This is a genomic window from Pseudomonas sp. Mn2068 (assembly GCF_049319725.1).
Classification (GTDB): Bacteria; Pseudomonadota; Gammaproteobacteria; order Pseudomonadales; family Pseudomonadaceae; genus Aquipseudomonas; species Aquipseudomonas gingeri.
On record NZ_JBMOUG010000002.1, the window covers coordinates 136834 to 162587 of the forward strand.

Below are 25754 nucleotides of genomic sequence, written 5' to 3' on the forward strand. Positions count from 1 at the left end.
TTTTCCCGGCGCTGCCGATACGCAGCTACCGGAAATCTACGCTGGCCCCTACTATGGCGGAAGGCGCATGGGTTGCAGGTTATTCGTGCGTCTGACGCTATCCATGAATCACCTGAAGCCGGGGCTGCCGATGTCGACACCTGACCTGAATCTGTTGCTGACCCTCGATGTGCTGCTGGCCGAGGGCAGCGTGGCGCGAGCCGCCGAGCGTTTGCGCCTGAGTCCTTCGGCGATGAGCCGGGCGTTGGCGCGCCTGCGGGAAACCACCGGCGACCCGCTGCTGGTTCGGGCCGGACGCGGCCTGGTGCCGACACCCCGGGCGCTGGAGTTGCGCGAGCGGGTCGGTCGTCTGGTGGAGGAGGCGCAGGCGTTGTTACGGCCCGCCGAACAGCTGGATCTTGGGCAACTGGTCCGCACCTTCACCCTGCGCACCAGCGAAGGTTTCGTGGAAAATTTCGGCGCGGCACTGATTGCCCGCATCGGCCAGCAGGCACCGGGTGTGCGCCTGCGCTTTGTGCAGAAGCCGGACAAGGACAGCACACCGCTGCGCGACGGCACGGTGGATCTGGAAACCGGCGTGGTGGGGAAGGCGGCGAGTCCGGAGCTGTTTACCCAGGCGCTGTTCCGCGACCGTTTTGTCGGTGTGGTGCGCGCGGGGCATCCGTTGAGCGAAGGGACGATAACTCCGGCCCGCTATGCGGCGGGCCAGCACATCAGCGTGTCCCGTCGTGGCCTCGACAAGGGGCCGATCGACGATGGACTCAAGCGCCTGGGCCTTGAGAGGGCGGTGCTGACGATTGTCGCAGGGTTCTCCACCGCGCTGGCGCTGGCTCGTTCCAGCGATCTGATTGCCAGTGTGCCGGAGCGCCATACCGCAAGGCTGCGACTGGGTATGCACAGCTTTGCCTTGCCGCTCGATGCGCCAGACTTCAGCGTCTCGATGCTCTGGCACCCGAGGATGGACGCCGACCTGGCCCATCGCTGGTTACGCGGCTGCCTGCGGGAGGTCTGCGCGCTGTAGCGAATCGCTTCAGTCGCGCAGCATGCTCGCACCGTACTCACTGAAGCTGCTGCCCAGGTTGCTGTTCATCGAGCCGCTCTGCTGGCTGACGCGGGCGCTGCTGTTGTAGTGCTGCTGGCAACTCAGTGTCTCGCAGGCACTGTTGTTGCTGGTAGTCACGCCGGAGCAGGCGCTCAACAACAGGCTGCCGATCACCAGTGCGGCTTTGACGAGGCTCGATTTCATAGTGGCTTTCCCTGGGCTGACACATTTTGTAATGGGTGCTCGGCCCATCTTACGCCTTCGCCCGCCGCGGCTACATGAAACTTTCCGGGCTCAGGTAGCGTTCGGCACTGAGGCTGTAGAGCAGGCTGTGGGGCTGGCCCGGAACATCGTCCAGCTCGCCGTCGACGATCATCCGGGCGCGTTCCAGGGTACGGCGCGAGGGCAGATTGTCCGGCCGCACCAGGCCGATCACTTCGTTGCGCTCCAGGGTCCTGAAGGCCAGGTGCAGGGCGGCTTCGACCATTTCGCTGGCGTAGCCCTTGCCCCAGGCGTCCGGTGCAAAGCGGAAATACAGGTTCAGTCTGCTACGCGAGCCGAACAGGCCGTCCTGCAGTCCGCCGAAGCCCAGGACCGTCTGCGGGTGTTCCTTGTCGCACACGGCCCAGTAGCCGAAGCCCCGGCTCTTCCAGTGCTCGATCCAGTTGAACAGGTTGCTGCTGGTGGTTTCCAGGGACGCCGCGCCCTTGGGGTTGTAGCGATTGGTCTGCGGGTCGCCGTGGATGGCCTGGGCGACCTTGAGGTCGTCCGCCTGCACCGGACGCAGCAGCAGGCGGTGGGTCTCGATGATGGGGACAGGTGTGGAAGCCGACATGTGGGATGTTCCTCCAGAGCAACACGATGATCCGGATAATGCGCCGCCAGGGGAGTTTTCTTCAATACGCTGCCGGGGTGGTTGAGTACTTTGCCTGTCACATTTCACTGAGAGGGCAGTATTCGATGAGCGTTCTGATTTCCATGGCCGCCTTTGCGCTGGCGTCGTCCATCACCCCCGGCCCGGTCAATATCGTGGCCCTGAGTTCCGGCGCGCAGTTCGGTCTGCGCGCCAGCCTGCGGCACGTCACCGGCGCCACCGTGGGTTTCACCCTGCTGCTGGTGCTGATCGGCCTGGGACTGCATGAACTGTTGCTGGCGCTGCCCTCGCTGACGCGGGTGATCCAGCTCGGCGGCGTGGCGTTCCTGTTGTACATGGCCTGGAAGCTGGCGATGGACGACGGCTCGCTGCATGCCGGCCAACCCGGCAAGCGGCCGACCCTGGCGGTCGGCGCGGTGATGCAGTGGCTCAACCCCAAGGCCTGGCTGGCCTGCGTGGCGGGCATGGGGGCGTTTGCCGCCAACGGCGATACGCGGGTGGTGCTGGAGTTTGCCTTGATCTACTTCGTGATCTGCTATGGCTCGATTGCCTGCTGGGCCTTTGCCGGGACCTTTCTGCGCCGCTACCTGGAAAATCCCCGGGGCATGCGCCTGTTCAACCGGCTGATGGCGCTGTTGCTGTCCCTCAGCGCGATCTACCTGCTGCTGCCTTGAGCCGTCAGCCGCGGTACTGGCCGGGTGTCGCGGCCAGGTGTTGCTTGAACGCCCGCTGGAAGTGCGCCTGATCGGCGAAGCCGGCTTCCAGGGCGACATCGGCGATCAGCCGTCCACGGCGCAACTGGTTGCGCGCGTACTGGATGCGCCGGTTGACCAGGAAGGCGTGGGGCGTCATGCCATAGTGCTGCTTGAAGGCGCGGGTCAGGTAGGACGCCGACAGTTGCGCGGCCTGGCAGATATCCTCGAGTTTCAGCGCTTCGGTACAGTGCTTGTGGATATAGGCCGCGGCCCGTTCGAGCTTCTGGTTGATCTCGCGGGCGGGGATCGGCGCCGGGTTCAGGTGGTGTTGCAGCAGGGTGAAGAACTCGACGATGGCGCACTGTTTCTCCAGATGGGCGAGATCGTCGTCCACCAGTTGTTCGTAGAGCAGGTTCAAGCCCCGGAAGAGCAGTGGATCGGTGCTGTGGGTGGCTGAAAACGCCCGGAAATCCAGGTCCGGGCTGAACCCCAGTTCGTGCTGCAGGGACGTCAGCCAGGGCGTCTCGACATAGAACATCCGATAGGCCCAGGGCTGGTCGTCGATGGGGTTGCAAGCGTGCACCTCGCCGGGATTCATCAGCACCACGGTGCCGGCCTCGACCTGCCATTGCTGCTGTTCGTTGATATAGGTGCTGCGCCCGTGGGTGATCGCGCCAATGGAGAAATGCTCGTGGGAATGGCGTGCATAACAGACCTTGCGGCCGTCCTGGATCGAGCGGGCCTCGATAAACGGCAGGGTGGCATCGCGCCAGAAGTACGGGGCCTTGTCGTCAGGGTGGGCAGTGGCAGATCTGTGCATGGTCAAGTCCATTGATTCAGCCTGTGAAGGCCGGGCCGGGCAACGATGCCGGGCATCGACCTGCAGCAGCCGGCTTGCCGGCGATGAGGCCCTTGCGTAGTGCATCGCCCGCCAGCTTAGTCCCTATAGCAGGGTAGGTCTATCCAGCGCTTGCCAGGCCTGCGCGTCGCGGGCATCGGTGCGGGTCAGCCAGAGGTCGCCATGGCGTTCCAGAGCTTCGGCGGGCCATTCCAGCACGTGCTGCAAGGCGATCTTCACCCGCCGGCCGGGGTCCGAGCCATCGCGCAGGTCCCAGTCGGCCTCGAACTCGCGCAGGTGCAGGGTATCGCCGCTGAAGTCGATGAACTGCGGCCGGTTGCTCAGCCAGTCCGGCGCGGTCCGCAAGGTGTGTGCCTCGAGGTCGAGCAGCAGGAGTTTCCAGGCGCGCCGGCCGTGTTCGAAATCGCGATGCTCCAGGTAGAGTCGGGTCAGCGCCAGGTAACGTCCCTGGGGCGACCAGATCATCGATGGTGCGAGGTCGGACAGGGCGCAGCCGGAAGCGGTCAGCAGGTGGCCGCCCAAGCGCGCGACCTGTCCGCGCAGCAGGTCGTTGCCGTACTCGGTGGCGGTGCCGAACAACCAGGCGGCGTCCAGCCCGCTGGGGGATGGCTGGATGAAGTCGCCCTCGGCGGTGGCGATCTGTGGCTGGTTGACCACCCGCCAGGCCGGCAACGGTTCCAGTGTGTCGACGCCGAGCTTGAGTCGGCGAAGCTCGTAATAGAGCAGCGAGTCTTCCCGGTAATGACAGAACCCGCCGGCCTCTGCCGCCGGCGGGGCGGCTTCGGTAAAGCGCCGCAGGGGCGTGCCGGTTAGGTCCCGGGGCTGGCGCCCGCAGACCACCGCGACGCTGAGGATGGCGTCGCGAAAATCCACCAGTTCGGCGAGGCGTACTGCCGGTCCGTCGAGCAGGCGGCGGGTCTGGGGATCGGCCACGACCACCCGATCCGGCATCGCCGGTGTGTCGGTAAAGGGCATCAGCGCCAGGTGACAGGCGTCCTCGCTGAGCCGATGCTCCAGGCGCCAGAGACCGGGCAGGTTCCAGGTGTCCCGCTGCGGGCCGACCAGTTCGCAACGGTAGCCGCCGACGGCGTCCTGGTTGTCCCGCTCCCAGATGAAACGGGCACGGCTGCCATCCTTGAAGGCCGCGGATTCGATCTGCACGGCGGATGCCTGCCCGTCGCTGTCCAGCGGCAACACCAGGCGGATGCGCGCACGGTTCCAGTCGGCATCCTGTTCCCGTCCGAGGGGATCGTGACCGACGAGGATTTCCGAATCGCTATGAATGTTGTGCAACTGGTAGCCGAAGCGTCCGTTGTCGGGTTGATTCAGCGGCAGGTAGCTTTCCAGCCAGACGCACTGTGCGTCCAGCGCCACCGGATCGCTCCAGTAGCCCGAGGGGCTGCGGTCGCTGGCACTCCAGGGCGTGCGCAAGGCGCGCCAGCCCTGGCCCTGTTGCCAGAGCCACAGGCCATGGAACGGGCCGGACGTTGGCGGGGTGGGCGTGGCGACACAGACCAGAAGCTGGCTGTCTTCGCTCCAGATCATCGGCGTCTGCGCCTTGACCAGCAGCGCCGTGGGTTCGCCGTCCAGGCTCAGGCGGTAGTCCGGGTGCCGCAGCGGTGCCAGGGGTTGCTCCAGCTCCAGCAGGTTGGCGGGCAGGCTCAGTTGGCCTTCCAGCAGGTGCCGGCCGTCCGGGGAGCGCTGTTCGATCTGCTCCCGGGCCAGGGCCTGCTGCCAATGGCCGGGTTCGAGCCAGAGATCGCCGGCGGGCAGCAGGTCCACGGCGTCGGCGTCCTTGAGCAGCGTCTCCAGGGCGATCAGGTCCGCGCTGTTGTCCACCAGCGGGCTGTAGCGTCCGCCGAGGCCGTGCTCATTAAAGGTGTCCAGTTCCCAGAAACGATCGTTGTGACAACGATAGAGGCGGCGCAATGGCCGGTCGAGAATCACCAGCCCCCAGTCCTGGCGCGACGGCACCGGCGCGGCGAAGTAACGGCCGTCGCTGGAGAAGCGGGCCGACGAGCCGAGTCCCTCGAGCAGGATGCCGTCGGGAAACAGGTAGTCGCAGGTGACCGGACCGCCCATGGCGATTTCGCTGTAGTTGTAGACCCGGATCGGTTCGCCCTCCGGAGTGTGGGTCGGTTCCTGGCCGCCCCACGCACTGGCGCCGGCTTGGCCGGAAGCCGGTTCGGGTTCCGGCACCAGGCCGAGCTTGCGTTCCCAGAGGCTCACACAGGCCAGTCCGGGGAAAATGGCGATAAAGGCGGCGGCGATGTTCCAGTACTCGGGGAGGGCGCGCCCCAGGCTGAAGCCCAGGCCGAACACCGCCGCGATCATCAGTCGGGCCGCCCCCCGTGCACCGGGTAGCCAGGCGAATCGCGCGCACAGCCACATCGCGCCGGCACAGCCGAGTACCACGGCGAAGGCGAGGGGTGGCGGCAGGATCGTCACGAAGAAAATCGGTACCACCAGCACCAGGATCTGCCAGATCAATTCCAGCAACAGGCGGCCTATGCTCTTTGATTCGTTGCTCTTTGATTCGTGGGTTTCGTTACGGGCGGCGCTCACGGATGACATCCTGTGCGGTGATGGCGGAGGGCGAGTATGACGGTTGCCGTGGGCGCCTGGCATGTTTTGGCGTCGGGTTGTGGCGCCGGTCACAGGTCGTGCCGGTAGAACCTCGGGTGATGTACAAGGTCCATATCGTTGTACAGGTTCATTTCTTGTCATACGCTTGCACGACCGCAAGCCTGGGAAGTCCGTGATGTTAGCGCCGATAAAACCTGCCAACGAAACTGCCCGCGTGGAAACCCTGCGCTCGCTGAATATCCTCGATACCTCGCCCGAAGAGCGTTTCGATCGCCTGACCCGCCTGGCCAAGCGCCTGTTCAACGTGCCCATTGCCCTGGTCAGCCTGGTGGACGAGAACCGCCAGTGGTTCAAGTCCTGCGTGGGGCTGACGGTCAGCGAGACGCCGCGGGATATTTCCTTCTGCGGTCACGCGATTCTCGGCGATCAGGTGCTGATGGTGCCGGATGCGGAAAATGACGAGCGTTTTCATGACAACCCGCTGGTGACCGGCGAGCCGGGTATCCGCTTTTACGCCGGTTGCCCACTGACGGTGGGCAATGGCAGCAAGCTGGGCACCTTGTGCCTGATCGACACGCGGCCACGTACCCTCGACGACGAAGAACGGGCGTTGCTGCGGGATCTGGCGCGCATGGCCGAGCAGGAGCTGGTGGCGGTGCAGATGGCGACCATGGACGAGCTGACGCTGCTGTCCAACCGCCGTGGTTTCGAGGCCCTGGCCAATCATGGCCTGGGTGTCTGCAAGCGCATGGACAAGCCGGCTTCGTTGCTGTTTTTCGACTTGAACGATTTCAAGCAGATCAACGATGTCTTCGGCCATGCCGAAGGCGACCTGGCGCTGAAGACCTTCGCCGATGTGCTGCGCATTGCCTTTCGCGAAAGCGATGTGATCGGTCGCCTGGGCGGCGACGAGTTCGTGGTGCTGCTGACCGGCACCGACCACGTTGAAACCAGCGCGATCATGGCGCGCCTGCGCGAAACCCTGGATGAGCGCAACTCAGGGCAGCAGCGGGGTTATGACATTAACTTCAGCGTGGGGCAGATCGAATATGACGCCGAGCGCCATGAGACGGTCGCAGGTCTCCTTGCGGACGCCGACAAGGCGATGTACGCGCATAAACAGGCACTCAAACGCCGTTGAACGCGGCCCGGTGAACCGGGCCGGTTGATCCGTGGTTACTTTGCGGCCTGGGCACCCACCTGGCGGTTCTTCAGGTTCTTGTCGGCCTTGTAGCGCAGGGCCACGTCCGGCACGCCGCCGCTCTTGCCGGTTTCCACCCAGTTGCGGATCCGGCTGGCATCGGCGAAGTGGGTGTACTTGCCGAACGCATCGAGAATCACCAGGGCCACCGGGCGGTTACCCATTTCGGTGACCAGCACCAGGCAATGGCCGGCCTGGTTGGTGAAGCCGGTCTTGGTGATCTTGATCTTCCAGCTGTCCTTGTTGATCAGGTGGTCGGTGTTGCGAAAACCCAGGGTGTAGTTGGGTTTGCGGAACGCCACGGTCTTTTCCTTGGTGGTGCTCAGCTCGCTCAACATCGGATAGTGACGCGCGGCCATCAGCAGCTTGCTGAGGTCGCGGGCGGTGGACACGTTGTGGATCGACAGACCGGTCGGTTCGACATAGTGGGTATTGATCATGCCCAGGGACCTGGCCTTGGCGTTCATCGCGGCGATGAACGCGGCATAGCCGCCCGGATAGTGGTGGGCGAGGCTGGCGGCGGCGCGGTTTTCAGATGACATCAGGGCAATCAGCATCATCTCCTTGCGCGGCAGCTCGCTATTGAGCTTGACCCGGGAGAACACGCCTTTCATTTCCGGGGTGTCGCTGATGTTCACCGAGATGTACTCGTCCATCGGCAGCTTGGCGTCCAGCACGACCATGGCGGTCATCAGCTTGGTCACCGAGGCGATCGGCACGACCACGTCCGGGTTGCTGGAATACAGGGTCTTGTTGGTTTGCAGATCGATCAGCAGGGCACTGCCGGAGGCGACTTGCAGGTGAGTGGTATCGCGAGGGGCCTGGGTGGTTTCACGCGCCTCGACGGTGGTTGCAGCGACGGTGCCGGCCAGGACAAAAAAAAGGCCGAGGATGGAATGACGAATGTTCACGCGGATGGACTCGCTAAAAATGGATATGCCGTTGGCAACGGGCTTTTCTTGAAAAAGCTTTCTGGAAAAAGCGTTACATTTTATGAATATAGTTCAGAAAGTTGCCACACCTCTGGAGATATTGGGCGTAACTGACACAAAATTTACTTTTGTCCTGCATCCATACTGGCCATAAGACATATGTTAGCCCAGGTCGGGACGGCGTTGTGGGGATCGCGGGCCTTTATTTCGAGGGTTTCAGCGAGGGGCGAGCCGCTGTGGGCACTCGCCCCGGGTCCATCAGGGAAGCATCAGCTTTTCATCAGAGTTGAGCGCCGGCCATCAGCACATATTTGACGTGAACGTACTCTTCGATGCCGTAGTAGCTGCCCTCCCTGCCGTAGCCCGACTGCTTGACGCCGCCGAACGGAACGGAGGCGGTTCCCACCGAGCCGGAGTTGAGGATCACCATCCCGGCTTCGAGGCCCCGGGCCAGGCGCAACGAGCGACCGAGCGCACTGGTGTAGGCATAGGCGACCAGGCCGAACTCGGTCTGGTTGGCGCGTTCGATGACTTCGGCCTCATCCTTGAAGGAATAGATCGCGAACACGGGACCGAAGATTTCGTTGCGTGCCAGCGGGGAGTCATCCGACAAGCCGGTGATGACGGTCGGCTCGTAGAACAGGCCGCCCTTGGCATGTGGCTTGCCGCCCGCGAGGATTTTCGCACCGGCAGCCCTGGCTTCCTCGACCAGGGCCACGACCTTGTCGAAGCCCATCTGGTTGACCATGGGCCCGACGACAAAGTCTTCCCGCAGGCCCTGGTCGACCTCGATCCTGGCCACGCTGGCTTTGACCCGCTTCACGAAGTCTTCAAAGATAGTGTGCTGCACGAATATCCGGTTGGGCGAAATGCACACTTGGCCCGAATTGCGCAGCTTCGCCCCAACCAGGCCTTTGACGGCTTCGTCGATATCGGCGTCCTGGAACACGATAAAGGGCGCGTTGCCTCCCAGCTCCATGGTCATCTTCTTGATGGTCGATGCGCATTGCGCGGCAAGGAGGCGACCGACTCCGGTCGAACCGGTGAAGGAGATCTTGCGGATGCGCGGGTCGCCGGTCAGGATCAGGCCGATCTCCCTGGGGTCGCCGACCACCACTTCGAGCACGCCTTCACCGATGCCGGCCTTGCGTGCGTATTCCAGCAGCTTGAAGGCGGTGAGCGGGGTGTCCTCGGCCGGCTTGATGACCATGGTGCAGCCCGCCGCGAGCGCGGTCGCCACCTTGCGGGTGATCATCATGAACGGGAAGTTCCACGGCGTGATCGCCGCGACGGGGCCAATGGCCTCTTTGGTCACTACTACGGAGGCATGCTTGTCGTGGGTCGGGATCGTGTCGCCGTAGACACGCTTGGCCTCTTCGGCGTACCACTCGATAAACCCGAGGCCGTAGTCGATTTCGCCACGGGCTTCGGTCAGGCACTTGCCGTTCTCCCGGCACAGCAGTTCGGCGAAGGCTTCCTTGTCGGCCTTGACGCTGTCGTGCCAGCGTCTCAGGGTGTCGCTGCGTTCCTTCGCCAGTTTCGACGACCATTGCGGGAATGCCGCGCAAGCGCGATCAACCGCCGCCTTCACTTCGGCCGGGGTATTCTTGGCGACACGACCGACTTCTTCACCGGTTGCCGGGTTATAGACGATTAGCATGAGGACTCTCCGGAGCTGGAATTGAAAGTGCGGCTGCAGTGCCCGTGGCCTGCAACCGTCCTTTTCCAAGCTACGCAGATCGGTCAGACAAGCGAATATCCGTTCATGTGCTTTGGTTGCCCATTCCTATAAGCCTGGAGAGAGGGGCGCGCGACCGGAATCCTGGAATCGCTGCGGGTTTCTCTCGATTGCTTGCCTGATCCTATGAGCGACGTATCCAGGAGCATCGCCGTCGGAGTACATTCCGGTTTTCCGCTGGAGGCAGGCGACATGGGCCATGACAACCCACGCACGGACCGCATTATCGAGTTGATGGGGCAGTTGGCGCCTGTCGAGGGATACAACCTGACACCGCTCGACGACGTGCGTTTTCTGCGCTCCAATCGTCCGCTCAACCGCACGCCGGTGCTTTACGATCCGGGCATCGTGATCGTCTGCCAGGGGCGCAAGCGTGGCTACCTGGGTGAAGACATCTACGTCTACGACGCGCAACACTACCTGGTGGTCTCGGTACCCGTGCCCTTCAGCATGGAGACGCAAGCCAGCGCAGCCGAGCCGATGCTGGCGGTGTATCTGCGCCTGGATTTCAACCTGGCCGCCGAGTTGATGCTGGAGCTTGATGAGGTCGCCGGGCTGGCCGAAGCCAAACCCAAGGGGATGTACTCCTCGCCGATGGATGACAAGCTGAGCGACTCACTCCTGCGCTTCCTGGAAGTGATGAGTGTCCCGGTCGAAGCGCGGATTCTCGGCCCGACGCTGATGCGGGAAATCTACTACCGCATCATCACCGGCGAGCAGGGCGGTTCGATGCGGGCCGCGCTCAATCGACAAGGCCAGTTCGGCAAGGTCGCCAGGGCCATACGCAAGATTCATTCGTGCTACAGCCAGCACCTGGATGTCGAACAACTGGCCAGGGAAGCGATGATGAGCGTGCCCAGTTTTCATTCGCACTTTCGCGCGGTCACCGACACCTCGCCGATGCAATACCTGAAGTCCACCCGCCTGCACCAGGCGCGCCTGCTGATGTTGAGAAACGACATTACCGCGGCGACGGCGTGCGCGATGGTGGGCTACGAAAGCGCGTCGCAGTTCAGTCGTGAGTTCAAGCGCTTTTTTGGTCGTACCCCGCAGGAGGAGATTCAGTGGATGAAACGGACCTATGCCTTGCCTGCTCCCACCAGCAGTTCCATTTATGTCTCGTCCCATTGAGGACTGAACATCGATTTTTGTGTATCGGCCCTGACATGTGATGGTGTCGGTCACGCACAGCGATTAGCATCGCCACTTGATCGCGAACGGCGCTTTTCAAGACGTGAGGAATCGGGCAATGCCAAAGGGTTTTATCAGCCGGGATTACCTGCCCATGGTGGTCGGGGCGGGGGTAGTGGCCGTGGTGCTGCTGGGGTTTGCCTTCTTTCCGAAGTCGGTCGACTGGTATGGCTGGATCCAGGCCGTGGGATTGATCGTCGGGCTGATGGTGGCGATTGCCGTGCCGGCGATCCAGCGCAAGCAGGCATTCCAGGCCGAACGCCGGCAACTGCGCGAGCGTGAAGTCGGTTATTCGCGGCGCCTGCATTACTTCGGGCTGGAGATCCTCGAGCTATTGGCGCGGATCACCGCCAGCCTGGCGCATTTGCGCGCGACCGACCGGCATCGCTACCAACGTATCCTTGAGGACTTCCTGCAGCGGTTGTTCGAGTCTCACAAGCATGACCTCAACGATGACCGGATTGTCATCATTCACGAGTTGCGCAAGGTCGCCTACGCCCTCAGTGACGAACTGGAAAGCGGGCGTTCGGACCGCGTGGTGATGATCGAACTGGAGAAGCGCCTGCAGAAGCTGGTGCATCGTACCCAGGTCAATACCGCACAGGCCGAGCGCGGCTGATCGGCGCCCATAAAAAAGCCCGCAACCAGTGCGGGCAAGGGGTTGTGCGGAGCAACGCACGATTCGGGAACAGGTAGGCGGTCAGGCACCGAAGCTGTGCAGGTCCATGCGCTCGGACAAGGCCTTGGCCGCCGGCAGGGACGTGAAGGGACCGCTGATGGGGACGCCGTCGCGGACCAGGTACCAGCAGGCGAGCAGTCCCAGTTCCCTGAGCGAGGCGGGAACGGCGCTGCCGATAACGGACATGATCTGAACCTTGGGCATAAGTACCTCCATCAATCTATGGAGCTACCTTACGGGGATGGCGGTTCGGGGGAAAATCACCGCGCTCGATAGTGGACATCGACGAAATCAAGCCTTGCGCCATAACGGGGCATCGACCGCAAGCGCTTGAACATGCCGGATCAGTCGACGACCTGATCCAGCATGTTCACCACTTCCTGTTCGCTCAACAATCCCTTGCGAACCAGGTTCTCGGCCAGCAGCGAGAGAAACTTGGCCGTGCGATGGCCCTCCAGCTGCTTGAGTTCGGTGAGGGCGCTGTAGACCTTGCTGGAAGTGCAGAGGCCGGCGGTGCGATGTGGGTTTTGCGTAGGCATGGCTCGTCCTTGTTTTTATAGGTAGAAGTTTTCAGGGCGTATTGGCGATCTTGCCGATCGCTAATGGCACCCATATGACAGCCGTGTGAATACCTGCTCCGGGTGACGGCTTATGCATATCATGCGCCATTGGCCCTGCGTTGCTGTCTCGCTTGCGACCTTTACCACCGAAATTCAGACCCGTCCTGTGACGCGTTCGTACTTTTCAGCAAGCCCAGAACGAGTCAGGCCCCGTCTTGCGAGCGGGGCCTGGGGTTCTTGCCTTGACGATTACCAGCGTGGGCCGTAGCCGTAGTGCGGGTGACCGTAGTACGCCGGACGGTAGTAGCCGCCACCGCCGTAGACCACCACCGGAGGCGGTGCCTGGACGTAGACCGGGGCCGGCTGGTAGTAGACCGGAGCCGGTTGCTGGACATAGACCGGTGCGGGCTGTGCATAGACAGGCTGCTGGACGTAGACCGGGCGGCTGTTCGATACCACCGAGCCGACAATCGCCCCACCGATCACGCCACCCAACAAGGCAGGACCAACCCAGCCGCCACCGTGGGCGGAGGCCTGACCTGCGACAGCGAGTGCACCAACGAGCAAAGCTATCTTGGGAATTGTACGAATCATGATTATTCCTCGGGTTCCAACCCCAGCGCTTGTTGTCTGCAATAGACTCAAGGACTGTCGCGGGGATACTTCTATGACAGCGACTTCCTGAAAATCTTCACAGCCGCTGAGTAAATTTTGTGTAAGGTTCCTGGCGATGCTTCCTTACAGTCCTGCGATACCCGCGCCAGAGCCTTGCACCTGCGGGCTATGATCAACGAAAACCGGGGTCGATGGCTAATCCCGTCTATCCGAAAGTACCCTTCAGGAGATGAAACATGCAGATGAACCCCAACAAAGACACCCAGCTGTGCATGTCATTGTCTGGGCGCCCCGGAAATTTCGGCCTGCGTTTCCACAATCATCTGTATGAACAGCTGGGCCTGAACTTCTACTACAAGGCCTTCAGCAGCCAGGACCTGCCCGGCGCGGTCGGCGGGATCCGAGCCCTGGGGATCCGTGGCTGCGGTGTGTCGATGCCGTTCAAGGAAGCCTGCATCGCCCTGGTGGACGAGCTGGACGCCTCGGCCGCGGCGATCCAGTCGATCAACACCATCGTCAACACCGCCGGCCATCTCAAGGCCTACAACACCGACTACATCGCGATTGCCCAGTTGCTGGAGACCCATGCGGTGCCCCGCGACACCAGCTTTGCCCTGCGTGGTAGCGGCGGCATGGCCAAGGCCGTGGCGTCGGCCCTGCGTGACGGCGGTTACCGTAATGGCGTGATCGTGGCGCGCAATGAGCCGGCCGGCAAGGCGCTGGCGGCGATCTGCGGTTACGAGTGGCAGGCGCAACTGGGCGAGTTGCGCCCGCAGATGCTGGTCAATGTGACGCCGGTGGGCATGGACGGTGGTCCGGAGGCCGGTCAGTTGGCTTTCGAGGCCAGCGCGGTGGACGCGGCCGAGACGCTGTTCGATGTGGTGGCGATTCCTTCGGAAACGCCACTGATCGTGCGCGGGCGGGAGCAGGGCAAGCGGGTGATCACCGGCCTGGAAGTGATTGCCATCCAGGCCCTGGAGCAGTTTGTGCTGTACACCGGCGTGCGACCGACAGCGGAGCAGTTCCAGAAGGCCGTGGCGTTTGCCCGGACCTAGAGACACCACGCGATTTTTGCAGGAGCCGGCTTGCCGGCTCCTGCAGAGGGAGGTCACTCCAACCGGGCAAGGCGCTCTTCCAGCGCCGCAATCCGTGCCTCCAGCTCTTCGATCCGTTCCACCGACACCGCGCCGGCAGTGCCGCGCTCCGGCCCTTGCTGACGCGCCGCGATTATCGCGTCGATATCCGCCGGATCGCCCAGGGCATGGGTGTAGCGGTCTTCGCGCTGTCCGGCCTGGCGTGGAATCAACAGTGCCAGGCCCCGGGCGATCAGGCGCTCCAGCTGGTGCACCACCTGTTCGGTGTCCTCGAAATCATGCATCCGGCCACTGCGGGTCAGCAGCTCATTGACCGTCTGTGGCCCGCGCAGGAACAGCAGGCCGATCAGCACCACTTGCGCCGGCACCAGTTCCAGCGCCTTGTCGACCCGATGCTCCCAGCGATCGGCCCGGCTGCCCATCACCAGGCGGGTGAAGCCCTGGCCTTCGAGGGCGCGCAGGCTTTGCCCGACCTGGCCCTGGCTGAGGTTCGTCACCGGTTCGCGACTGGTTTTCTGGTTGCAGGCGAGGACCAGGGCATTGAGGGTCAGCGGGTAGGTTTCCGGGTTGGTGGCCTGCTTTTCGATCAGGGAGCCCAGGATGCGGATTTCCGTGCTGTTCAACCGTGGCTGGTCGCCGGAAGTCTCTTGCTCGGTGCTCATTGTGCTGTTCCCTATGCGTTGGAAGGGCACTAGCGTAGGACTTCCCGACGTAAAAAGACAAGCCGCAACGACGGGAACCCTGGCTATAATCGCCCGGCTTCATTCCTGCCATCTTCATTGCGAGATCCCCATGACCATTTCCCTGTACGCAGCTTCCATTCCGGTTTTCAAGCAAATGCTCAATGCCCTGAGCGACGTTCTGAACAAGGCCGAAGCCCACGCGACGGCGAAGAACATCGATCCGAGCGTATTCGTACAAGCCCGCCTGGCTCCGGACATGTTCCCCTTGGTGCGCCAGGTGCAGATCGCGGTCGATTTCGCCAAGGGCGTGTCGTCACGTCTGGCAGAGATAGAAGTACCGTCCTACCCGGATACCGAAACCACCTTCGCCGACCTGCAGGCACTGCTGAGCAAGACCCTGGCGCACCTGGACAGCATCACCGCCGTACAGGTCGACGGCAAGGAAGGCATCGAGATCGTGACCCGTCCGGGCACGCCGAAAGAGAAGCGCTTCAGCGGCCAGTCGTACCTGCTGAGCTATGGCCTGCCACAGTTCTTCTTCCATGTGACCACTGCCTACGCGATCCTGCGTCACAACGGCGTGGAAATCGGCAAGCGCGACTACATGGGCGCGTTCTGATTCGTCAAACCTGACGCACTGCCTGTGGGAGCCCGCTCCCACAGGTCTGCTTTCACAAGGACTGCTTCGTGACTGCGCACGGTCGGCGCTTAACCTTCCGCCCCCATGAACAGCTCGCGCCGGGCACCTTCGGTAATTGCCAGGATGCCGGGATGCTTGACCTTGCGCTCCACCGAGATCGCATAGAAGGATTCGCTCACGGCATCGGTCTGGCCCATCAGCCTGACGCCGTACTGCTTGCACACCTCATCGGCGATCACGCTCGGGGCGATGAAGAAGCCGCTGCCGGATTGCCCGAAGGCCTGCATCAAGGCGCTGTCGTCGAACTCGCCGACAATCTTCGGCTGGATCTTCTGTTCGGCGAACCAGCGCAACAAGCGGCTGCGCACCACGGTTTCCTGGCCGGGAATCAGTAGCGGCGCGCCCTGCAGACAGTTGGGGAAGGTGTCGCCGTAGCGTTGCGCCAACGCCTCGGTGGCGAAAAAACTGACTCCGCATTCCCCCAGTTTCTGGCTGTAGCCCTTGATATCCAGGTGGCTCGGCATCGGGCTGTCGGAAATCACCAGATCCAGGCGCTGGATCGCCAGGTCCGCCAGCAGGCGTTCGAGCTTGTCTTCGCGGCAGGTAATGCGGATCGGTTCGTCCAGTTCCATGGTCGGGGCGATCAGCCGATAGACGATGGACTTGGGCACCACATCCGCCACTCCGACCCGAAACAGCACCTGCTGCTCTTTCGGCTGTGCCCGCAGCATCGCCTCCAACTCATTGCCCAACTGGAACATCTGCTCGGCGTAGGGCAGGGTCTGGCGCCCGGCTTCGGTCAGTTCGAGCTGGCGTCCGGCCTTGCGGAACAGCTCAACGCCAAAGGTCTGTTCCAGCAGGCTGATCTGGCCGCTGATGGTTTGCGGGGTCAGGTTCAGCTGTTCACAGGCTCGCACGATGCTGCCGGTCTTGGCCACGACCCAGAAATAGTGCAATTGCCGGTAATTGAGCATGGCGGCCATCACTTCGTAAAAAGCGAAGTATAGCGCTTGAAAATACGAATTTTCCTGAAGTATCGCGCTCCCTAGAATGCAGCGCTATCGGCGAGCCAACTGAGCGGTTCGCCCGGGAACAGAAGGAACCCTGGATGAAACGCCATTCGATCATGACCACCTCGCTGCTGATCGCCTCCTTGCTGGTGCTCGGCGGTTGCGACCAGGCAGAAAAAAGCGCCCGGCAGTTGATGGGCACGGCGGCCGAAACGGCCAAGCAAGCCATCGACGATACGCACAAGGCGGCCGAACAGGCCCTCAGTGACGCGACCAGTGGGTTGCCGCTCAACAAATCGAAACCTGCGGACGAGACTGAAAAGTCGTCCCGGGAAATCTAACCCGCTTTACCGGAATCAGGACTGAACCATGGAATACCTGTTGGAACTCGCTGTCAGCCCCACTGCCTGGATTGCCCTGGCGACGTTGATCGTCATGGAAATCGTGCTCGGCATCGATAACCTGATCTTCATTTCGATCCTGACCAACAAGCTGCCTGCGCAGTTTCGCACCAAGGCGCGGCGGATCGGTATCGGCATGGCGCTGATCCTGCGCCTGGCCCTGCTCGGCACCATCGCCTACATCGTCAAGCTCACGGCGCCAGTGCTCGAGGTGTTCGGCCAGGCGTTTTCCTGGAAGGACATGATCCTGATTGCCGGTGGCCTGTTCCTGGTCTGGAAGGCAACCACTGAAATCCATCACAGCATGGACCCGGAAACCAAGGAGCATGACGACAGGCCTTCGCGGGTGTCGCTGGGGTTCGCCGCCGCCATCGGCCAGATCCTGATGCTCGACCTGGTCTTTTCCATCGACAGCATCATCACCGCGGTGGGGATGACCGAACACCTGCCGATCATGGTGATCGCGGTAGTCGTGGCGGTAGCCGTGATGTTGCTGGCTTCCGAGCCGTTGGCGAAGTTCATCAACGACAACCCGACGGTGGTGATGCTGGCCCTGGGCTTCCTGATCATGATCGGCATGACGCTGATCGCCGAAGGCTTCGGTGCCCATGTGCCCAAGGGCTATGTGTACGCCGCCATGACCTTCTCGGCGGTGATCGAGGGGCTGAACATGCTGGCCCGTCGTGCCCGGCAGAAACGCGAGGCGGTGCAAGCCTGATCCGCGTCGTGTAACGAGAAAGGCCGCCTGGTTCCAGGCGGCCTTTTTTGTGGGAAATCTCTTAATGGGCGCTGACGGTGCGTCCCTGTGGCTTGTCGGCTTCCTGCGGTTGCGAGGGCAGGGCGTGCGGGTGATGGCGACGGGAGATCCGCAGGATTCCCCACAACATGGCCGCCGCGACCGCCAGCCAACCCAGGATCAACAATGCAACTGTCACGATAAGGCTCATCAGTGCCTCCTTCGCCCCGAAGGGGGCTCGCTCACTTCGTCTTGCTTGAGGATCAGTCTAGTCGCTGGGATGTTTCAGGCTATTGACCAATGGTCGTGTTCGGTCAGTCATTTCGCTCTATGGCGTCGGACAAACTGTGATGAAAGGCTATACCACCGCGTGACTGCGACCTATGATCAAGGCCCGAGCCGGGGCTGACCTTGCCTGGCACCTGATCAAGAGAGTGAAGATGTTCGAGGGATCAACCCATTTGCGCTGCCTGTCATCCCGCCGGTTGTTGATGGTGGGCGCCCTGTTGCTGGCCCTGGGCGGCTGTGCCGGCAGCGTCCAGCCGGAAATCCAGCGTTTGCCGGAGCGTGTGGAACTCAATGGTGTGCCGTTTTTCCGCGGCGAGGTTTATCAGAGCGGTCCGGGAGCCCTGGCCAGCATGCTGTCGCAGCAGGGCGTGACGGTGACCCCTGGGCTGTTGGACAAGCCCCTGAAGCTGCCGGGCGCCGAGGCGGATCTGCAACGCAATATGCAGGTGCTGGCGCGCGAGTACGGCATGGTGGTGTACCCGCTGGATGCCGAATTGCCGGCGGTGCTGACTCAGGTCGCGGCCGGATATCCGGTGATGGTGCGGTTCAATGAAGGGCGGGTGTTTTCCGAACCGCGTTATGCCGTGGTGGCCGGCTACAACCGGACCAAGCAGACGGTGTTGTTGCGGGCGGGGATGAACCGTCGGCTGCTGATGGATTTCGACAAGTTCACTTCGGCCTGGAAGAGTGCCGGTGGCTGGGCGGTACTGATCCAGGCGCCGACGCAACTGCCGGCCCAGGTCGACCGACAGCGCTGGTTGAAGGCCGCCGATGACCTGTCCCGGGCAGGGCAGGAGCAGGCGGCGGCGAAGGCGACCAGGGCCATTGCCGGACACTGATCGCTCGCAGCCCGCATGACACAGGAAAACCTTGTGGGAGCGGGCTTGTCGGGACGCCGCAGCGCCGGGAAGAGAGCCTTGAGGTTTGCAGCCTTCTCGAGGAGCTCTTCGCCGGCAAGCTCCCGCAAGGACTAAACCCCGAGCTTGTCGCGCATCGTGTAGTACCACGCCCCCAGCGCGGTAAATGGCGTGCGCAGCAGTTGCCCGCCGGGGAACGGATAGTGTGGCAGGTCGGCAAAGGCATCGAAGCGCTCGGCCTGTCCGCGCAGGGCTTCGGCCAGCACTTTGCCCGCCAGGTGCGTGTAGGTCACGCCGTGGCCGCTGCAGCCCTGGGAATAATAGATGTTGTCGCCCAGGCGACCGACCTGCGGCAGGCGCGACAGGGTCAGCAGGAAGTTGCCGGTCCAGGCGTAGTCGATCTTCACGTCCTTGAGTTGCGGGAAGGCCTTGAGCATCTTCGGCCGGATGATCGCCTCGATATTCGCCGGATCCCGTGCGCCATAGACCACGCCACCGCCGAAGATCAGGCGCTTGTCGCCGGAAAGACGGTAGTAGTCCAGCAGGTAGTTGCAATCTTCCACGCAGTAATCCTGCGGCAGCAACGATTTCGCCAGTGCATCGCTCAACGGCTCGGTGGTGATCACCTGGGTGCCGCAGGGCATCGACTTGGCGGCCAGTTCCGGCACCAGGTTGCCCAGGTAGGCATTGCCCGCGACGATGATGAACTTGGCCCTGACCTTGCCCTGTGGCGTGTGCACCACCGGGTTGGCGCCGCGTTCTATACGTACTGCGGGCGATTGCTCGTAGATCGTGCCGCCGAGTGACTCGACCGCCGCCGCTTCGCCGAGCGCGAGGTTGAGCGGATGGATATGGCCGCCGCTCATGTCGAGCATGCCGCCGACATACTGATCGCAGTCGACCACTTCGCGGATACGGCGCTGGTCCATCAACTCCAGCTGGGTATGACCATAACGTTCCCAGAGCTTCTTCTGGGATTCGAGGTGGCCCATCTGCTTTTTGGTGATGGCGGCAAAGACACCGCCGTCCTTGAGGTCGCACTGGATGTTGTACCTGGCTACCCTTTCCCGAATGATCCGGCCGCCTTCAAAGGCCATCTGTCCGAGCAGTTGTGCCTGTTTGGCGCCGACGCTGCGCTCGATCACATCGATATCGCGGCTGTAGCTGTTGACGATCTGGCCGCCGTTGCGGCCCGAGGCGCCGAAGCCGACCCTGGCGGCTTCCAGCACCGTGACCCGGAAACCGTTCTCCAACAGGAACAGTGCGCTGGAGAGGCCGGTGTAGCCGGCACCGATCACGCATACGTCGGTTTCGACGTCATCCTGCAACAGCGGGCGCTCGGGAACCGGATTGGCCGATGCGGCGTAATAGGACTGGGGGTAGGGGGTGTTCGCCATCCTGGAACCTCTGTTTTATATTTTTTACGAGTGGCCTGATCCTACCTCAGATGAAATACCCCCGCCAGCCACCCGAAACATCGGCGTTGCCGGGGGCCAAATAAAAAATTTGCCTATTCATAGACTTAGCGGCAAAAAAGGTATTGACACACTTCGCCAAATCCGTAGAATGCCGCCTCACAGCAGGCACGTAGCTCAGTTGGTTAGAGCACCACCTTGACATGGTGGGGGTCGTTGGTTCGAGTCCAATCGCGCCTACCAAACAAAATCCGCTCTGCTGGGCGGTGTAGAAAGGCCAACCGAAAGGTTGGCCTTTTTTTCGTCTTGAATTCGGCGATGTAGGAGGGCGGACAGCCTTTGCTGCCTGCGGGCTTTTCCGGGCCCGCGGCAGGAGTGCTGGCCTGATTTCATTTGCGAAAGGTGCTTTCGGTAGAAATTTTCAAGCCTATTCATAGGCTTAGAAGAAAAAACAGGTTGCCAGCCTGCGGAAAATCCGTAGAATGCAGCCCACAGCAGGCACGTAGCTCAGTTGGTTAGAGCACCACCTTGACATGGTGGGGGTCGTTGGTTCGAGTCCAATCGCGCCTACCAGATAAAATCCGCTCTGCTGGGCGGTCTAGAGGGGTCAACCGAAAGGTTGGCCCTTTTTTTGTGTCTTGATTTTGAGGTTTTCTCCCTCCTGCATCGACGCTGCGGCGCTCCTGAAATACCGACAAACATTCGATTGGTTGACCACTCTTCTCGTATTCCTCAGCATTCTTTGCCATTGCCAGGTCGTCGTATGGAAATGCTTGGCCGGGTTTTGCGCAGGGATGCAGCATGGAAAGTAAAACGATTCGCTGGTTGGCTGACGCGATGGCGGGTCTGGGGGCAGGTGCTGCTATTACCGGTTTTTCGACTTTGTACCTCTTGGCGGGCGACGCCACACCCAAGATGGTGTTGTTGAGTGTCACGCTGTTTGTCGCCAGTGTTGTTTGTTTTGTCTTCTCTTACGTGTGCGCAATTCAGGAGGTGGGCTAGTGAAGGCCATAATCGTTCTGTCCTGGTTGGCCTGTATGGTTTTATTGATAGCTTTCGCCATCTACCGGGGACGCAAGAAAGCAGCTTCCGATGTTCGCTCCCGGTTATCGGATCGCGAGTTACTCAATCAGGCGACAACCGAACTCCAGGCCCTCCGGGCGGAGGTCCGTCATCTCGGCAGGCAAATCGAGGAAAAGTCCGGAGGTTGACTGGGGAGGGGGGTCTGCTGCTCGCAATGAGCTTGAGGGTGCCAGGATTCTCCCGAATATCCGGCGCCCCGCACTGACTCCGTTACTCAGCCTGACGATTCTGTCGGGCATCGATAAACGGCACCGCGCCGTCTGGCAGTACCGTCGTCGGCAACACGCCGTTCCAGCGCTCGGCCTTGGTCAATTCCACCAGGTTCTGGTTGCTCGCCAGGGCCTGGGCGCGGGCCTTGATCGCTTCGGCTTCGGCGCGGCCGCGCAGTTCTGTGGCCTGGGCATCGGCCTTGGCCTGGGCCAGTTGCGCGTCGGCTTCGGCCTGGGCCTGGGTCACGCGGATCTGCGCCTGGACCTGTTCGGTCGCCAGTTGCTGTTCGCGGGTCTTGACCTGGACTTCGGCGGCCATGCGCGCTTCGATGGCTTTTTCATAGGCGTCGCTGAAGTCGATGTTCTCGACTTGCACGCTGTCGATCATTACGGGACCCGCCACGGCTTTCTTGATGGCGGCGGAAATGTCGTTGACCAGCTGGACGCGGTTCTGCACCGCGGCAACCGCGTTGAACTGACCGAAGACGTTCTCGACCTGGGTGGGCACCTGGCGGCTGATCAGTCGGTCGCGCACGCCGTCGATGTCCTTGAACTGGGTGTATACCTTGGCGACATCGGAAGGAGCAACGTGCCAGGAAACTGAAACCTTGAGCTGGGCCGATTGCTGGTCCTTGCTGTAGGCCTGGAGGTTCTCGTAGGCCGATACCTGGCTCTGGGTGCTGATCAGTTTGACCGTCTCGATAAAGGGCGTCTTGAACGACAGGCCGGGGTCCACTACGCCGACCAGCGCACCATTTCTCAGCAGTACGCCACGCTCTGTTTCATCCACGGTGTACCAGCTGCCGAAAAACACCACGATAAGGCCCAGTGCCGCTGCACCGCCAATCACGCTGCCGATCATATTACGGGTCATAGTTCGTTCCTTTGAGCGGCGGGAAAACACATCCCTGGATACGCTGCCTGAATGCTCAGGGCGCGTCCCGCCAGCATGGCCAAGAGTTCTGGAGGTCGCCTTGCCGACTGCAACGGTTCCGGGTGCCCATCGAGGTGCCCGGATCGGCGGCTCGACATGATAGCTGCGCCGCCTGTTCCGTTCTGAGAAGCGACTCCCATCCCTGAGTCTAATCGAAACGTCTTCCTGCTTTTCCTGAGGGCAAGGGTCACTGCCTGTAACAGTGATGGGCATCGCCCGTTTCCTGTCTTTGCCTGTTTTCTGTCTTGAGGGCAGGTGCGCACCATGACAGTTCGCGGTGCCCCAAAAGTGCCCGGTCTGCCTGCTTTTTTCTCCCTGTCATGAGGCTCGATCTGTCTATGTCGAGGTTTCCAAATAGGAAACTAATTGTTGGGGTAGGTTGTTCCATTTGCATCTGGATACCTTGAAATGGCGAGCTTTAAGGATGGATGTCTTCATTTTTCCAGGTTTTATTGGGTTTTTAATAGGTTGGCTCGATGCTTGCTATGTTCAATTCAAGTTGTCTAATTGGAAACTCAAGGACCGTCCAATGCCTAGCAAGAAAATCGAAATGCCGGAGGACGAAACCGTCAGCGGCTCGTCGGGCAGCACCGACCCGTTCAACGTCGGCAGTCGCCTGCGGGCACTGCGCCAGGCCAAGGGCATGCTGATCGATGAGGTGGCGCAAAAGGTCGGTGTCAGCAAATCCTTTATCAGTCGTTTCGAGCGCGACACGGTGCAGGCTTCGGTGGCGACCTTGTTGCGTATCTGCGAAGCCATCGGCATCAAGCCGGGCGAACTGTTCGAGCCGCCGTCCACCCGCTTTGTCGCGGCCGGGCAGGGCGCGCCGATCAGCCTGGGTGGCGAGGGCATGCGCGAGTACCTGATCTGTGGAGCCGGCAACGAACACATGATGGCGCTCTATTCGGTGATCGAGCCGGGCGGCGGTTCCGGTACCGAACCCTATTCGATCAAGGCTGCCGCCGACCTGGTGCATGTCCAGAGCGGCTGCCTGGAGATGCGTGTCGCCGAGGAAACCTACCTGCTGCGAGCCGGCGACACCCTGACCTTCGCCCCCAGCGATCCGCACACCTGGGTCAACCCGTCGAAGGATGAAGTGTGCACGGCGTTGTGGGTCATCGTGCCGCCGCCGGCCTGACCCCGCTGATCTTTCTTTCCCACAGGCATGAGGAGCGAATCGATGTACAAGCTGGCAGTGACCGACCTGCATAAAAGCTACGGCGACCACCAGGTGATCAAGGGCGTCAGCCTTTCCGCCCGTTCCGGCGACGTAGTGAGCATCATCGGCTCCAGTGGTTCGGGCAAGAGCACCTTCCTGCGTTGCATCAATCTGCTGGAGCAGCCCAGTGCCGGGACCATCCAGGTCAACGGCGAGCTGCTCGATACCCGTCGCGATCGGCGCAGTGGCGCCTTGCGGGCCCGGGACCCGATGCAGTTGCAGCGCATGCGCGGACGCCTGGCGATGGTGTTCCAGAATTTCTGCCTGTGGTCGCACATGACCGTGCTGGAAAACGTCATGGAGGCACCGATGTACGTGCACGGACTGAGCAAGGCCGAGGCCCGCGAACGCGGTGAAGCCTATCTGCACAAGGTCGGCCTGGCGCCCGCTTGTCATGGCCAGTACCCCGCACACCTTTCCGGCGGCCAGCAGCAGCGGGTGGCGATTGCCCGGGCCCTGTGCATGGAGCCTGAAGTGATGCTGTTCGACGAGCCGACTTCGGCCCTCGATCCCGAGCGGGTCGGTGAAGTGCTCAAGGTCATGCAGACCCTGGCCGAGGAGGGCCGGACCATGGTGGTGGTGACCCACGAGATGGGGTTTGCCCGTCACCTGTCGACCCAGGCGTTGTTCCTGCACCAGGGGCGGATCGAAGAGCAGGGTACGCCGGCGCAGTTGTTCGAGCAGCCTCGCAGCGAACGCCTGCAGCAATTTCTTTCCGGTCGCCTGAAGTAGGAGGCTGCCATGTCCCGAGTGATGAACGAAGCCCCCCCGGTCCTGGATCGTATCGACGCCGCGATTCTCGACATCCTGCGCGACGAAGGCCGGATCACCTATCAGGAACTCTCCGAACGGGTGCACCTGACGCCGCGGCCGTGCCTCGAACGGGTGCGCAAGCTGGAGAAGCTCGGGGTGATCCGCGGCTACGGCGCGATGATCGACCTGCCGCGGCTGTCGCCCGGTGTTTCGCTGCTGGTCATGGTGGCGCTCTCCAACCAGAACGGCCGGACCGCGCAGCGCGCTTTCGAGGCGAAGATGCGGGAAAGCCGCGAGGTGATCGAGTGCCAGCTGGTCAGTGGGGCCTTCGACTACTGCCTGCGCATGCATTGTCGCGACCTGGAGCATTACCGGGTGCTGACGGAGCAATGGTTCAACGATGTCGAGCTGCATATAGACCGTCTGGTCAGTCATCCGACCCTGGCCAGCGTGAAGCAGTCCGTCGTCCCCGCCAGTGCTTTTCTGCCCTGATCCGCAGGCTATGAATACCCAGCCGAAGCCGCTGCGGTCCGCTCGGGAAAACAGCCGTATCCCGTGCGACTGCCGACGTTTACGACGGATAGATCCGAGGCCCCGGCGTTAGCCTTTAACCCTGAAAAGACGCTGTTTCAACAGCGCTGAAATGCCGCTGTTCAACACTGCCGAACCTACGACCCACCCATAGGACGCACTCATGAACCGTTTATCCACGCTGTTGTTCGCTTCCCTCTCGATGGTAGTCGCCGGTGGCGCCCTGGCGGAGCCGATCACCATTGCCACCGACGCGACGTTCCCGCCTTTCGAATCGGTGGACGGCTCCGGCAAACTGGTCGGCTACGATGTCGAACTGGCCCAGGCTGTCTGCGATGCGGCCAAGCTCGATTGCAAGATCATCAACGCGGCCTGGGACGGCATGATTCCCGGCCTGATCAGTAACAAGTACGACGCGCTGATCTCGCAACTCACCGTTACCCAGGCCCGGCGCAAGATCCTTGCCTTCAGCGATGTCTACGATCATCCGGTGTTCCGTTTCGTCGCGCACAAGGGGGCCAACCTGACCATCTCGCCCGAAGGTCTCAAGGGCAAGGTGATCGCGGTCCAGACCGGCACGCCGATGGACGCCTATGTCACCAAGAACTACACCCAGAGCACCATCAAGCGCTACGACAGCGGCAGTGCGCCTTATCTCGAACTGAGCAGCGGGCGCGCCGATGTGCACATGAGCTACCAGGCCCAGATCACCCACAGCTTCCTCAAGGGCGACAACGGCAAGGACTTCGAACTGGTCGGCCCGCTGTTCACCGGCAAGGACGCCCCCGAGTTCGGCGAAGGCGTGGCGATTGCCATCAACAAGAACAACGAGGCCTTGCTCAAGCAGATCAACGAAGGTCTGGGCGAAGTGCGTGACAGCGGCAAGCTCGACGCCCTCAACCGCAAATACTTCGACGCGCAGTAACGCC

The 25754-nt window shown here is 62.0% G+C and carries 29 protein-coding genes and 2 tRNA genes; 17 read left to right on the top strand and 14 right to left on the bottom strand.

Annotated elements, in window-relative coordinates; genetic code table 11:
- The first annotated feature begins 130 nt into the window (after window positions 1-130).
- Window positions 131-1021, top strand: a complete 891-nt coding sequence (locus ACL9RJ_RS05235; RefSeq protein WP_177087495.1) for a LysR family transcriptional regulator — start codon at window positions 131-133, stop codon at window positions 1019-1021.
- 9 nt (window positions 1022-1030) lie between these two features.
- Here ACL9RJ_RS05235 and ACL9RJ_RS05240 read toward each other — a convergent pair whose 3' ends face one another.
- Window positions 1031-1246: a hypothetical protein gene (locus ACL9RJ_RS05240; protein WP_177119100.1), complete on the bottom strand. Its 216-nt coding sequence runs from the start codon at window positions 1244-1246 to the stop codon at window positions 1031-1033.
- Window positions 1247-1316: 70 nt separating this feature from the next.
- Window positions 1317-1877, bottom strand: coding sequence for a GNAT family N-acetyltransferase (locus ACL9RJ_RS05245; RefSeq protein WP_422764978.1), 561 nt, complete (start codon window positions 1875-1877; stop codon window positions 1317-1319).
- A 125-nt stretch (window positions 1878-2002) separates the two neighbouring features.
- Here ACL9RJ_RS05245 and ACL9RJ_RS05250 point away from each other — a divergent pair, with 125 nt between their 5' ends.
- Window positions 2003-2590, top strand: a complete 588-nt coding sequence (locus tag ACL9RJ_RS05250) for a LysE family translocator (RefSeq protein WP_017124680.1) — start codon at window positions 2003-2005, stop codon at window positions 2588-2590.
- Window positions 2591-2594: 4 nt separating this feature from the next.
- Here ACL9RJ_RS05250 and ACL9RJ_RS05255 read toward each other — a convergent pair whose 3' ends face one another.
- The gene (locus ACL9RJ_RS05255) at window positions 2595-3431 is read right to left on the bottom strand and encodes a helix-turn-helix transcriptional regulator (RefSeq protein ID WP_042934713.1); all 837 of its coding nucleotides are present in this window, start codon (window positions 3429-3431) and stop codon (window positions 2595-2597) included.
- Between the two features lie 123 nt (window positions 3432-3554).
- On the bottom strand, window positions 3555-6035 hold the full coding sequence (locus ACL9RJ_RS05260; protein WP_422764979.1) for a hypothetical protein: 2481 nt from the start codon (window positions 6033-6035) through the stop codon (window positions 3555-3557).
- A gap of 196 nt (window positions 6036-6231) precedes the next feature.
- Here ACL9RJ_RS05260 and ACL9RJ_RS05265 point away from each other — a divergent pair, with 196 nt between their 5' ends.
- On the top strand, window positions 6232-7197 hold the full coding sequence (locus ACL9RJ_RS05265; RefSeq protein ID WP_422764981.1) for a sensor domain-containing diguanylate cyclase: 966 nt from the start codon (window positions 6232-6234) through the stop codon (window positions 7195-7197).
- Window positions 7198-7232: 35 nt separating this feature from the next.
- Here the strand turns inward: ACL9RJ_RS05265 and pbpG are convergent, their stop codons facing one another.
- Window positions 7233-8168: a D-alanyl-D-alanine endopeptidase gene (gene pbpG / locus ACL9RJ_RS05270; protein WP_017124675.1), complete on the bottom strand. Its 936-nt coding sequence runs from the start codon at window positions 8166-8168 to the stop codon at window positions 7233-7235.
- A 301-nt stretch (window positions 8169-8469) separates the two neighbouring features.
- A complete protein-coding gene (locus ACL9RJ_RS05275) occupies window positions 8470-9849 on the bottom strand; it encodes an NAD-dependent succinate-semialdehyde dehydrogenase (protein WP_422764982.1) in 1380 nt (459 codons plus the stop codon).
- 270 nt (window positions 9850-10119) lie between these two features.
- Between ACL9RJ_RS05275 and ACL9RJ_RS05280 the strand changes: the two genes are divergently transcribed.
- Both ACL9RJ_RS05280 and ACL9RJ_RS05285 read left to right on the top strand, forming a co-directional pair.
- Complete coding sequence (locus tag ACL9RJ_RS05280) at window positions 10120-11058, top strand: AraC family transcriptional regulator N-terminal domain-containing protein (RefSeq protein WP_422764983.1); 939 nt, start codon at window positions 10120-10122, stop codon at window positions 11056-11058.
- A 118-nt stretch (window positions 11059-11176) separates the two neighbouring features.
- Complete coding sequence (locus ACL9RJ_RS05285; protein ID WP_422764984.1) at window positions 11177-11737, top strand: hypothetical protein; 561 nt, start codon at window positions 11177-11179, stop codon at window positions 11735-11737.
- Window positions 11738-11818: 81 nt separating this feature from the next.
- Here ACL9RJ_RS05285 and ACL9RJ_RS05290 read toward each other — a convergent pair whose 3' ends face one another.
- From ACL9RJ_RS05290 to ACL9RJ_RS05300, 3 genes are all read right to left on the bottom strand, one after another.
- Window positions 11819-12001 (bottom strand): hypothetical protein, encoded by a 183-nt coding sequence (locus tag ACL9RJ_RS05290; RefSeq protein WP_017124671.1) that lies wholly within the window; start codon window positions 11999-12001, stop codon window positions 11819-11821.
- A gap of 140 nt (window positions 12002-12141) precedes the next feature.
- Complete coding sequence (locus ACL9RJ_RS05295) at window positions 12142-12336, bottom strand: hypothetical protein (protein ID WP_017124670.1); 195 nt, start codon at window positions 12334-12336, stop codon at window positions 12142-12144.
- Window positions 12337-12606: 270 nt separating this feature from the next.
- Complete coding sequence (locus ACL9RJ_RS05300; RefSeq protein ID WP_042934687.1) at window positions 12607-12951, bottom strand: hypothetical protein; 345 nt, start codon at window positions 12949-12951, stop codon at window positions 12607-12609.
- A 257-nt stretch (window positions 12952-13208) separates the two neighbouring features.
- On the opposite strand from ACL9RJ_RS05300, the gene ACL9RJ_RS05305 reads away from it, so the two are divergent.
- Window positions 13209-14027 (top strand): shikimate 5-dehydrogenase, encoded by an 819-nt coding sequence (locus tag ACL9RJ_RS05305; protein WP_177087510.1) that lies wholly within the window; start codon window positions 13209-13211, stop codon window positions 14025-14027.
- 53 nt (window positions 14028-14080) lie between these two features.
- Here the strand turns inward: ACL9RJ_RS05305 and ACL9RJ_RS05310 are convergent, their stop codons facing one another.
- Window positions 14081-14728, bottom strand: a complete 648-nt coding sequence (locus ACL9RJ_RS05310) for a YceH family protein (RefSeq protein WP_422764985.1) — start codon at window positions 14726-14728, stop codon at window positions 14081-14083.
- 130 nt (window positions 14729-14858) lie between these two features.
- Here ACL9RJ_RS05310 and ACL9RJ_RS05315 point away from each other — a divergent pair, with 130 nt between their 5' ends.
- Window positions 14859-15368 carry a DUF1993 domain-containing protein gene (locus tag ACL9RJ_RS05315; RefSeq protein ID WP_422764986.1) on the top strand — a complete coding sequence of 170 codons (510 nt, stop codon included), beginning with the start codon at window positions 14859-14861 and terminating at the stop codon, window positions 15366-15368.
- 89 nt (window positions 15369-15457) lie between these two features.
- Here the strand turns inward: ACL9RJ_RS05315 and nhaR are convergent, their stop codons facing one another.
- Window positions 15458-16363 carry a transcriptional activator NhaR gene (gene nhaR, locus ACL9RJ_RS05320; RefSeq protein ID WP_017124665.1) on the bottom strand — a complete coding sequence of 302 codons (906 nt, stop codon included), beginning with the start codon at window positions 16361-16363 and terminating at the stop codon, window positions 15458-15460.
- Window positions 16364-16497: 134 nt separating this feature from the next.
- Between nhaR and ACL9RJ_RS05325 the strand changes: the two genes are divergently transcribed.
- Complete coding sequence (locus ACL9RJ_RS05325; protein WP_177129203.1) at window positions 16498-16740, top strand: hypothetical protein; 243 nt, start codon at window positions 16498-16500, stop codon at window positions 16738-16740.
- Between the two features lie 28 nt (window positions 16741-16768).
- Entirely contained in the window at window positions 16769-17518 is a 750-nt protein-coding gene (locus ACL9RJ_RS05330) for a TerC family protein (RefSeq protein WP_017124663.1), read from the top strand.
- A 61-nt stretch (window positions 17519-17579) separates the two neighbouring features.
- On the opposite strand, the gene ACL9RJ_RS05335 is transcribed toward ACL9RJ_RS05330, so the two are convergent.
- A complete protein-coding gene (locus tag ACL9RJ_RS05335; RefSeq protein ID WP_017124662.1) occupies window positions 17580-17747 on the bottom strand; it encodes a hypothetical protein in 168 nt (55 codons plus the stop codon).
- 172 nt (window positions 17748-17919) lie between these two features.
- Between ACL9RJ_RS05335 and ACL9RJ_RS05340 the strand changes: the two genes are divergently transcribed.
- The gene (locus ACL9RJ_RS05340) at window positions 17920-18663 is read left to right on the top strand and encodes a hypothetical protein (protein ID WP_017124661.1); all 744 of its coding nucleotides are present in this window, start codon (window positions 17920-17922) and stop codon (window positions 18661-18663) included.
- A gap of 131 nt (window positions 18664-18794) precedes the next feature.
- Here ACL9RJ_RS05340 and ACL9RJ_RS05345 read toward each other — a convergent pair whose 3' ends face one another.
- Window positions 18795-20078 carry an NAD(P)/FAD-dependent oxidoreductase gene (locus ACL9RJ_RS05345; RefSeq protein WP_017124660.1) on the bottom strand — a complete coding sequence of 428 codons (1284 nt, stop codon included), beginning with the start codon at window positions 20076-20078 and terminating at the stop codon, window positions 18795-18797.
- 184 nt (window positions 20079-20262) lie between these two features.
- Between ACL9RJ_RS05345 and ACL9RJ_RS05350 the strand changes: the two genes are divergently transcribed.
- The 3 genes from ACL9RJ_RS05350 (at window position 20263) to ACL9RJ_RS05360 (ending at window position 21098) form a co-directional block, all read left to right on the top strand.
- Window positions 20263-20339: transfer RNA gene (locus tag ACL9RJ_RS05350), tRNA-Val, on the top strand.
- A gap of 253 nt (window positions 20340-20592) precedes the next feature.
- Window positions 20593-20669, top strand: a tRNA-Val gene (locus ACL9RJ_RS05355).
- Between the two features lie 228 nt (window positions 20670-20897).
- Complete coding sequence (locus ACL9RJ_RS05360) at window positions 20898-21098, top strand: hypothetical protein (RefSeq protein WP_017124659.1); 201 nt, start codon at window positions 20898-20900, stop codon at window positions 21096-21098.
- A 291-nt stretch (window positions 21099-21389) separates the two neighbouring features.
- Here ACL9RJ_RS05360 and ACL9RJ_RS05365 read toward each other — a convergent pair whose 3' ends face one another.
- Window positions 21390-22262: an SPFH domain-containing protein gene (locus tag ACL9RJ_RS05365; RefSeq protein ID WP_017124657.1), complete on the bottom strand. Its 873-nt coding sequence runs from the start codon at window positions 22260-22262 to the stop codon at window positions 21390-21392.
- Between the two features lie 589 nt (window positions 22263-22851).
- On the opposite strand from ACL9RJ_RS05365, the gene ACL9RJ_RS05370 reads away from it, so the two are divergent.
- The 4 genes from ACL9RJ_RS05370 to ACL9RJ_RS05385 all read left to right on the top strand — a co-directional run bounded on the left by ACL9RJ_RS05370 (window position 22852) and on the right by ACL9RJ_RS05385 (window position 25750).
- Window positions 22852-23460 (top strand): helix-turn-helix domain-containing protein, encoded by a 609-nt coding sequence (locus ACL9RJ_RS05370; RefSeq protein WP_212809848.1) that lies wholly within the window; start codon window positions 22852-22854, stop codon window positions 23458-23460.
- A 42-nt stretch (window positions 23461-23502) separates the two neighbouring features.
- Window positions 23503-24273: an ABC transporter ATP-binding protein gene (locus ACL9RJ_RS05375; protein WP_017124655.1), complete on the top strand. Its 771-nt coding sequence runs from the start codon at window positions 23503-23505 to the stop codon at window positions 24271-24273.
- Between the two features lie 9 nt (window positions 24274-24282).
- Window positions 24283-24786, top strand: a complete 504-nt coding sequence (locus tag ACL9RJ_RS05380) for an Lrp/AsnC family transcriptional regulator (protein ID WP_042934685.1) — start codon at window positions 24283-24285, stop codon at window positions 24784-24786.
- A 202-nt stretch (window positions 24787-24988) separates the two neighbouring features.
- Window positions 24989-25750, top strand: a complete 762-nt coding sequence (locus tag ACL9RJ_RS05385; protein ID WP_017124653.1) for a transporter substrate-binding domain-containing protein — start codon at window positions 24989-24991, stop codon at window positions 25748-25750.
- The last annotated feature ends 4 nt before the right edge of the window (window positions 25751-25754 follow it).

What these genes read in the sequence shown, in the direction of transcription:
- ACL9RJ_RS05250 (WP_017124680.1), top strand. Translation starts at nt 2,003, where the DNA reads ATGAGCGTTCTGATTTCCATGGCCGCCTTTGCGCTGGCGTCGTCCATC.
- ACL9RJ_RS05345 (WP_017124660.1), bottom strand. Translation starts at nt 20,078, where the DNA reads ATGGCGAACACCCCCTACCCCCAGTCCTATTACGCCGCATCGGCCAAT.
- ACL9RJ_RS05290 (WP_017124671.1), bottom strand. Translation starts at nt 12,001, where the DNA reads ATGCCCAAGGTTCAGATCATGTCCGTTATCGGCAGCGCCGTTCCCGCC.
- ACL9RJ_RS05365 (WP_017124657.1), bottom strand. Translation starts at nt 22,262, where the DNA reads ATGACCCGTAATATGATCGGCAGCGTGATTGGCGGTGCAGCGGCACTG.
- ACL9RJ_RS05325 (WP_177129203.1), top strand. Translation starts at nt 16,498, where the DNA reads ATGAAACGCCATTCGATCATGACCACCTCGCTGCTGATCGCCTCCTTG.
- ACL9RJ_RS05315 (WP_422764986.1), top strand. Translation starts at nt 14,859, where the DNA reads ATGACCATTTCCCTGTACGCAGCTTCCATTCCGGTTTTCAAGCAAATG.
- ACL9RJ_RS05360 (WP_017124659.1), top strand. Translation starts at nt 20,898, where the DNA reads ATGGAAAGTAAAACGATTCGCTGGTTGGCTGACGCGATGGCGGGTCTG.
- ACL9RJ_RS05305 (WP_177087510.1), top strand. Translation starts at nt 13,209, where the DNA reads ATGCAGATGAACCCCAACAAAGACACCCAGCTGTGCATGTCATTGTCT.
- ACL9RJ_RS05255 (WP_042934713.1), bottom strand. Translation starts at nt 3,431, where the DNA reads ATGCACAGATCTGCCACTGCCCACCCTGACGACAAGGCCCCGTACTTC.
- ACL9RJ_RS05380 (WP_042934685.1), top strand. Translation starts at nt 24,283, where the DNA reads ATGTCCCGAGTGATGAACGAAGCCCCCCCGGTCCTGGATCGTATCGAC.
- ACL9RJ_RS05370 (WP_212809848.1), top strand. Translation starts at nt 22,852, where the DNA reads ATGCCTAGCAAGAAAATCGAAATGCCGGAGGACGAAACCGTCAGCGGC.
- ACL9RJ_RS05335 (WP_017124662.1), bottom strand. Translation starts at nt 17,747, where the DNA reads ATGAGCCTTATCGTGACAGTTGCATTGTTGATCCTGGGTTGGCTGGCG.
- ACL9RJ_RS05295 (WP_017124670.1), bottom strand. Translation starts at nt 12,336, where the DNA reads ATGCCTACGCAAAACCCACATCGCACCGCCGGCCTCTGCACTTCCAGC.
- ACL9RJ_RS05285 (WP_422764984.1), top strand. Translation starts at nt 11,177, where the DNA reads ATGCCAAAGGGTTTTATCAGCCGGGATTACCTGCCCATGGTGGTCGGG.
- ACL9RJ_RS05310 (WP_422764985.1), bottom strand. Translation starts at nt 14,728, where the DNA reads ATGAGCACCGAGCAAGAGACTTCCGGCGACCAGCCACGGTTGAACAGC.
- ACL9RJ_RS05375 (WP_017124655.1), top strand. Translation starts at nt 23,503, where the DNA reads ATGTACAAGCTGGCAGTGACCGACCTGCATAAAAGCTACGGCGACCAC.
- ACL9RJ_RS05245 (WP_422764978.1), bottom strand. Translation starts at nt 1,877, where the DNA reads ATGTCGGCTTCCACACCTGTCCCCATCATCGAGACCCACCGCCTGCTG.
- ACL9RJ_RS05235 (WP_177087495.1), top strand. Translation starts at nt 131, where the DNA reads ATGTCGACACCTGACCTGAATCTGTTGCTGACCCTCGATGTGCTGCTG.
- ACL9RJ_RS05340 (WP_017124661.1), top strand. Translation starts at nt 17,920, where the DNA reads ATGATCAAGGCCCGAGCCGGGGCTGACCTTGCCTGGCACCTGATCAAG.
- ACL9RJ_RS05265 (WP_422764981.1), top strand. Translation starts at nt 6,232, where the DNA reads ATGTTAGCGCCGATAAAACCTGCCAACGAAACTGCCCGCGTGGAAACC.
- ACL9RJ_RS05240 (WP_177119100.1), bottom strand. Translation starts at nt 1,246, where the DNA reads ATGAAATCGAGCCTCGTCAAAGCCGCACTGGTGATCGGCAGCCTGTTG.
- nhaR (WP_017124665.1), bottom strand. Translation starts at nt 16,363, where the DNA reads ATGCTCAATTACCGGCAATTGCACTATTTCTGGGTCGTGGCCAAGACC.
- ACL9RJ_RS05385 (WP_017124653.1), top strand. Translation starts at nt 24,989, where the DNA reads ATGAACCGTTTATCCACGCTGTTGTTCGCTTCCCTCTCGATGGTAGTC.
- ACL9RJ_RS05280 (WP_422764983.1), top strand. Translation starts at nt 10,120, where the DNA reads ATGGGCCATGACAACCCACGCACGGACCGCATTATCGAGTTGATGGGG.
- ACL9RJ_RS05300 (WP_042934687.1), bottom strand. Translation starts at nt 12,951, where the DNA reads ATGATTCGTACAATTCCCAAGATAGCTTTGCTCGTTGGTGCACTCGCT.
- ACL9RJ_RS05275 (WP_422764982.1), bottom strand. Translation starts at nt 9,849, where the DNA reads ATGCTAATCGTCTATAACCCGGCAACCGGTGAAGAAGTCGGTCGTGTC.
- ACL9RJ_RS05330 (WP_017124663.1), top strand. Translation starts at nt 16,769, where the DNA reads ATGGAATACCTGTTGGAACTCGCTGTCAGCCCCACTGCCTGGATTGCC.